Here is a 5,013-nt window from a genome sequence, read left to right as displayed (position 1 = left end):
CCCCCGCCGCATGGGCGAAACCCGCCCCCGCACGAGCGGGTAGCACCCCAGCCCGACCAGCGTGGCGGTGAAGTGCCCCACATCCGTGAACGTCCGCCCCTGAAGCATCGCCGTGCCGTAGAAGATCAGCACGCACCCCGCGTACACCCACCGCATCCATCCACGCGGCCACCAGTACGTCAGCACCGCGATGACCCCGGCCAGCGCGTAGCTGACGCCGTAGTCGAGCGTGAACCGCTTGTGCTCTGGCACCGTGCCGTTGTTGATCGCCCAGGCCAGCACGCCCTCGCTGACGTACGTCGCGATCACGTGGCTGACGAACGCCACCGTCAGCCAGCGCCAGGTGCCCAGCCAGCGTTCGGCCTGGGCGTGGAACAGGGTGTAGAGCGCGAAGTAGAACAACCAGCTGCCGCCGTCGATGTACAGGGCCGACTGGATCAGGACGCGCAGGGGATCTTCGAGCAGGTAGTGGATGTTGGTGCTGCGGCGTTCCAGGATCCAGTGCGCGGTGCGGGGGCTGACGTGCTTGAGGATCGCCGTCGTGATCAGCAGGACCAGCAGCCAGAGGTAGGTGCCGGGCGCGCTGCGGAGGTAGCTCTCGACGCCCCGCGCCGCCCGCTTCAGCATGTCCCAAGCGTCACTGGCACGTCACAGCCCTGTCCCGACGGGTACCGCCGAACGGGCGAATCGTGGGAGGCTGCGTGCCCGTGAGCATGAGCATTTCCAACCTGGACGACGTATGGCACCGGGTCACCGGCATCCAACCCGACCCGCCGCGCAATCTGATCCTCGCGGTCGGTGCGGTGGCGCTGGTGGCGGTGCTGTGGCGGCCGGTGTGGCGGATAGCGCGCAACGCCGTGACCATCGCGCACGAGGGCGGGCACGCCGTCGTGGCGCTGCTGTGCGGCCGGCGGCTGTCCGGGGTGCGGCTGCACCACGACACGTCCGGGGTGACGGTCTCCTACGGCAAGCCGCGCGGACTGGGCATGATCCTGACGGTCGCGGCCGGATACACCGCGCCGAGCCTGATCGGGCTGGGCGCGGCCTGGCTGCTGGCGGCGCAGCACATCACGATGTTGCTGTGGGTGAGCGTGCTGTTGCTGGCCCTGCTGCTGGTGGAGATCCGCAACTTCTACGGGGTGCTGACCGTGGTCGTCACCGGGGCGGCGGTGTTCGCCGCGTCGTGGACGAAGAACACGGACGTGCAGGCCGGGTTCGCGTATCTGATGGTCTGGTTCCTGCTGCTGGCCGGGGTGAAGCCGGTGCTGGAGCTGAGCCGGACGCGGGCCCGGACCGGGGCCCGGGACTCCGATGCCGACCAGTTGCACCGGTTGACCGGGTTTCCGGCCGGTGGGTGGCTGTTCGTGTTCGCGCTGGTGGCGCTGGGGTGTGCGGTGGCCGGGGGGCGGTGGCTGCTGCATTTGTGAGGGCCCGGGGGCATTTTGTTAGGGCATAATCGCCCCTTATATATAGGTATAACGCTCGGCGCCGACACCCACGTCCTCGCACCGACCCTCGCCACCGCGTCCTCGCACGGGCACTCGCCACCGCGCCTGCGCACCGACCTCGCTACATGTGCAGCCCGATCACTCCGACGAAGATCGGCCCGGTCAGCGGCAGCAGGAAGTTCGACAGCGTGTACGTGATCGTGTACCCGATCATCGGCACGCTGCTCTGCGCGGTGTTGGTGATCGCGGTGATGGCCGGCGTCGAGCACTGCTGACCGGCGATGGCGCCGATCAGGATCGGTTTCTCGATCTTCAGGAACTTGCGGCCGATCCACAGCCCGAGGAAGGCCGGGATCAGCACCATCGCGATCCCGGACAGCGGCAGGAGCAGCGGGTACTTCTTCAGCAGCGGGCCGGCGTCCGGGCCCGCCGACAGGCCGGTGACGGCGATGAAGACGGCCAGGCCGAGGTCCTTCATCGTGGCGGCGGCGATTGGCGGATATGCGCCGAAAGTCGGCTTGGTGGAGCGGAACCATCCGAAGATCAGGCCGCTGATCAGGCAGCCGCCGCCGGTGCCCAGGGTCAGGTTGGCCGAGCCCAGGTGGACCACGACCTCGCCGAGCAGGACGCCGAGGCACAGGCCCAGGCCGATGTAGATCCAGTCCGCGCTCTCGGTGCGGACCTTGGCGCCGAACGCCTTCTGGAACCGGTCCACCTTCGACTTCATGCCGACCACGTTCAGCGTGTCGCCGATGTGGATCTCGGTGCTGCCGGAGGCCGGCAGGTCGTTGCCGAGGCGGTTGATGCCGGTCAGGTAGACGCCCTCGGTGGGGCCCGGGTGCTCCTGGTTGATGGTGTCGACCGACTTGCCGTTGACGCTCTTGTCGGTGACCACCAGCTCCCGGGCCTGCATCGGGCTGTCCAGGCCGGGGATGGCGTTGGTCTCCGGTCCCAGTTCGTGCCCGGCGCTCATCACCGCCTCGCGCCGGCCGACCACCAGCACCCGGTCGCCGAGCAGCAGGGGCAGCGCCGGGTCCACGGTCAGCACCTTCTTGCCGCGCTTCACGCCCTCGATGGACGCGTGCTCGCCGACCGAGTCCTCCAGCGCCTGCACGGTGAGGCCGTCGCCCTTGGTGATCTGGTAGGTCCGGCCGACGAGCTTGGGCATCGAGGCCTCTTCGTCGGAGTCCAGCGCCGCGTTGCCGCCGCGCATCTTCTCCCACAGCTTGCGGGAGGCCTCGGCCAGGTTGATGCCCATGATGCGCGGGAAGATCTGGCTGGTCAGCAGGACGATCGAGATCAGGCCGAACAGGTAGCAGACCGAGTAGGCGGTGGCCACGTGTGCGGACAACGTCGTGACCTGGCTCGACGTGATGCCCGGCAGCTTGCTGATGGCGTCCTGCGCGGTGCCGACGACCGCGGACTCGGTCGCCGAGCCGGCCAGGATGCCGGCCCCGGTGCCGGTGTCCAGGTTCGCCACCTTGGTGATCCCGATCGACAGCACCAGGACCAGGATCATCTCCATCAGCGACAGCACGCCGAAACGCAGGCCCTTGGCATTGAGGTTGGCCACGAATCCGGGCCCGGCGATGTAGCCGAGGGAGAAGATGAACAGGGCGAACATGATGTTCTTCACGTCGCTGTTCACCGCGATGTGCTTGCCGTTGACGGTCTGCGCCCCGAGCAGCATCGAGACGATCAGCACCCCGCAGATGCCGCCCAGCGTGATCGGACCGACCCGCAGCTTGCCGACGAGGTAGCCCAGCGCCAGACATGCGAACAGCGCGAGGACCGCGTTCTCCTGCATCAGCTTCAACACACGGATATCTGACCCCGTACGCCCGCCGCCCGCGCCCGTACCGCATCCGAACGGGTGATCCGGGCGTGATCGGCATCGGGTACCGTCGTTGGAGTTTTGTGCCCCGCCCGGCGGCGGCCGCGGTGTCATGGAGCGGGAGGAGCGCCGTGCCCTTCTTCAAGAAGCGCAAGGACGAGCAGCACGGCGAGGAACAGCACGGCGAGGAGCGCGGCGAGGAACAGCAGCAGCAAGATCGGGAGCGACCGCAGGACCCGGACCAGCCGCGCGCCCCGGACCAGCCCCAGGACCCTGACCACCCAGGCCGTCGCCGCTTCCGCGCCATCCAACGCGTCCGGCCGGGAACGACCTGGGGCGCCGCGCGGGGTGGCGCCTTCGGCGACGCGCTCGCCGGTTCCATGGACTCCCTCGACAAGGGCATAGACACCGCGTGGCAGGGCCTGAAGAACGTCGGCGGCATCTTCCGCGACCGCCGCCGGGTGGGGGTGCGGGCCGAGGACCAGGCGACCGTGCAGTGGCTGCGGCAGCTGGCCGGGCTGCTGAGCATCGTCGGCGCGGAGATCCTGCGGTCCGGGGCGAACACGATCGACGCCGAGACCCAGATCGTGGACATCGCCGCCCGGTACGGCGTGGACGCCCGCTGCTTCGCGCTGCCCACCGGGATCTTCGTACGGGTCGAGGCGGTGGTCGGCGACGCGGGCAGCGAGCTGGACTTCGCGCCGGTCGGCACGGTCGGGATGCAGCTGAACCAGGTCGAGGCGCTCCAGAACCTGGTGCACCGGATGCTCGGCGAGGCCGTGCCGTTCGACCAGGTGCGCAAGGCGCTGCGCGAGGAGCAGAGCCTGCCGCGGCGGTTCCAGCCGGCCACCGCGATCTCCGGCTATGCCTTGCTCACGCTGGCCCTGGGCATGTTGCAGCACCCGACGTGGAACGCCGCCGCCGGCTACATCGCGGCCGGCACGGCGGTCGGCGTGTTGCAGTGGCTGGTGCGCCGGTACGCGCCGAACCTGCTGACGCTGCTCCCGGTGGCCGCCGCGATCATGGTCACCGCGCTGGCCCTGCGCTTCGCCGGGCCGATCCTGCACCAGGACCCCGGCTTCCTCTACATCCCCCCGCTGATCGGGTTCCTGCCCGGCGCCGCGCTCACCCTCGGCGCGATCGAGCTGGCCACCAACTCCACCCTGTCCGGGGTGACCCGGCTGGCCGGGGCGCTGAACGTGCTGATGATGCTGGCGCTGGGCATCCTGGTCGGCGTCGACACCGTGCACCCGCACGAGGTCGGCACCCCGATCCCGGCCACGCTCGGCGCGTGGGTGGGGTGGGTCTCGGTACTGCTGCTGGCGGTCGGCTTCACGCTCAACCACGACGCGCCGAGCCGCTCGCTGGGCTGGCTGACGGTGGCACTGCTGGCCACCCGGGTCGTGCAGACGGTCGGGACGCTGGTCGGCGGGCAGGCGCTGGGAGCGTTCGTGGCCGGGATGGCGCTGGTGCCGACAGCGTCGTGGATCGGGAAGCGGGCGACGATCCCGGATCAGGTGATCTTCCTGCCGGCGTTCTGGATGGTGGTGCCCGGAGCGCACGGGTTGTCGGGGGTGCAGCAGCTGTTGGTGTCGCACAGTTCGGCCGGGTGGCAGACGCTGCTGAATGTGGTGATCACGGTGGGTTCGATTGCTTTGGGGGTGTTGGCCGGGGCTTCGTTGCGGCCGACTGCGCGGTTGGAGGTTGTGCCGAGTGAGGAGGGGGCTGGGG

4 protein-coding genes are annotated in these 5,013 nt (G+C 69.5%); 2 read left to right on the top strand and 2 right to left on the bottom strand.

Annotated elements, in window-relative coordinates:
* Positions 1-627: rhomboid-like protein (locus IZR01_RS48085; RefSeq protein WP_194927766.1), on the bottom strand; the 627-nt coding region annotated here is incomplete at its 3' end.
* A gap of 86 nt (positions 628-713) precedes the next feature.
* Here IZR01_RS48085 and IZR01_RS48080 point away from each other — a divergent pair.
* A complete protein-coding gene (locus tag IZR01_RS48080; RefSeq protein ID WP_194899661.1) occupies positions 714-1,427 on the top strand; it encodes a M50 family metallopeptidase in 714 nt (237 codons plus the stop codon).
* Between the two features lie 142 nt (positions 1,428-1,569).
* Here the strand turns inward: IZR01_RS48080 and aspT are convergent, their stop codons facing one another.
* Complete coding sequence (aspT, locus tag IZR01_RS48075; protein ID WP_194927767.1) at positions 1,570-3,264, bottom strand: aspartate-alanine antiporter; 1,695 nt, start codon at positions 3,262-3,264, stop codon at positions 1,570-1,572.
* Positions 3,265-3,413: 149 nt separating this feature from the next.
* On the opposite strand from aspT, the gene IZR01_RS48070 reads away from it, so the two are divergent.
* Positions 3,414-5,013, top strand: a 1,600-nt coding sequence (locus IZR01_RS48070) for a threonine/serine exporter family protein (protein WP_194927765.1), incomplete at its 3' end; no start/stop codon positions are given.

It is taken from the genome of Catenulispora pinisilvae (assembly GCF_015356865.1).
GTDB lineage: Bacteria > Actinomycetota > Actinomycetes > Streptomycetales > Catenulisporaceae > Catenulispora > Catenulispora pinisilvae.
Note: the sequence above shows the minus strand (reverse complement) of the source record. Positions and strands in the feature narration are given on the sequence as shown.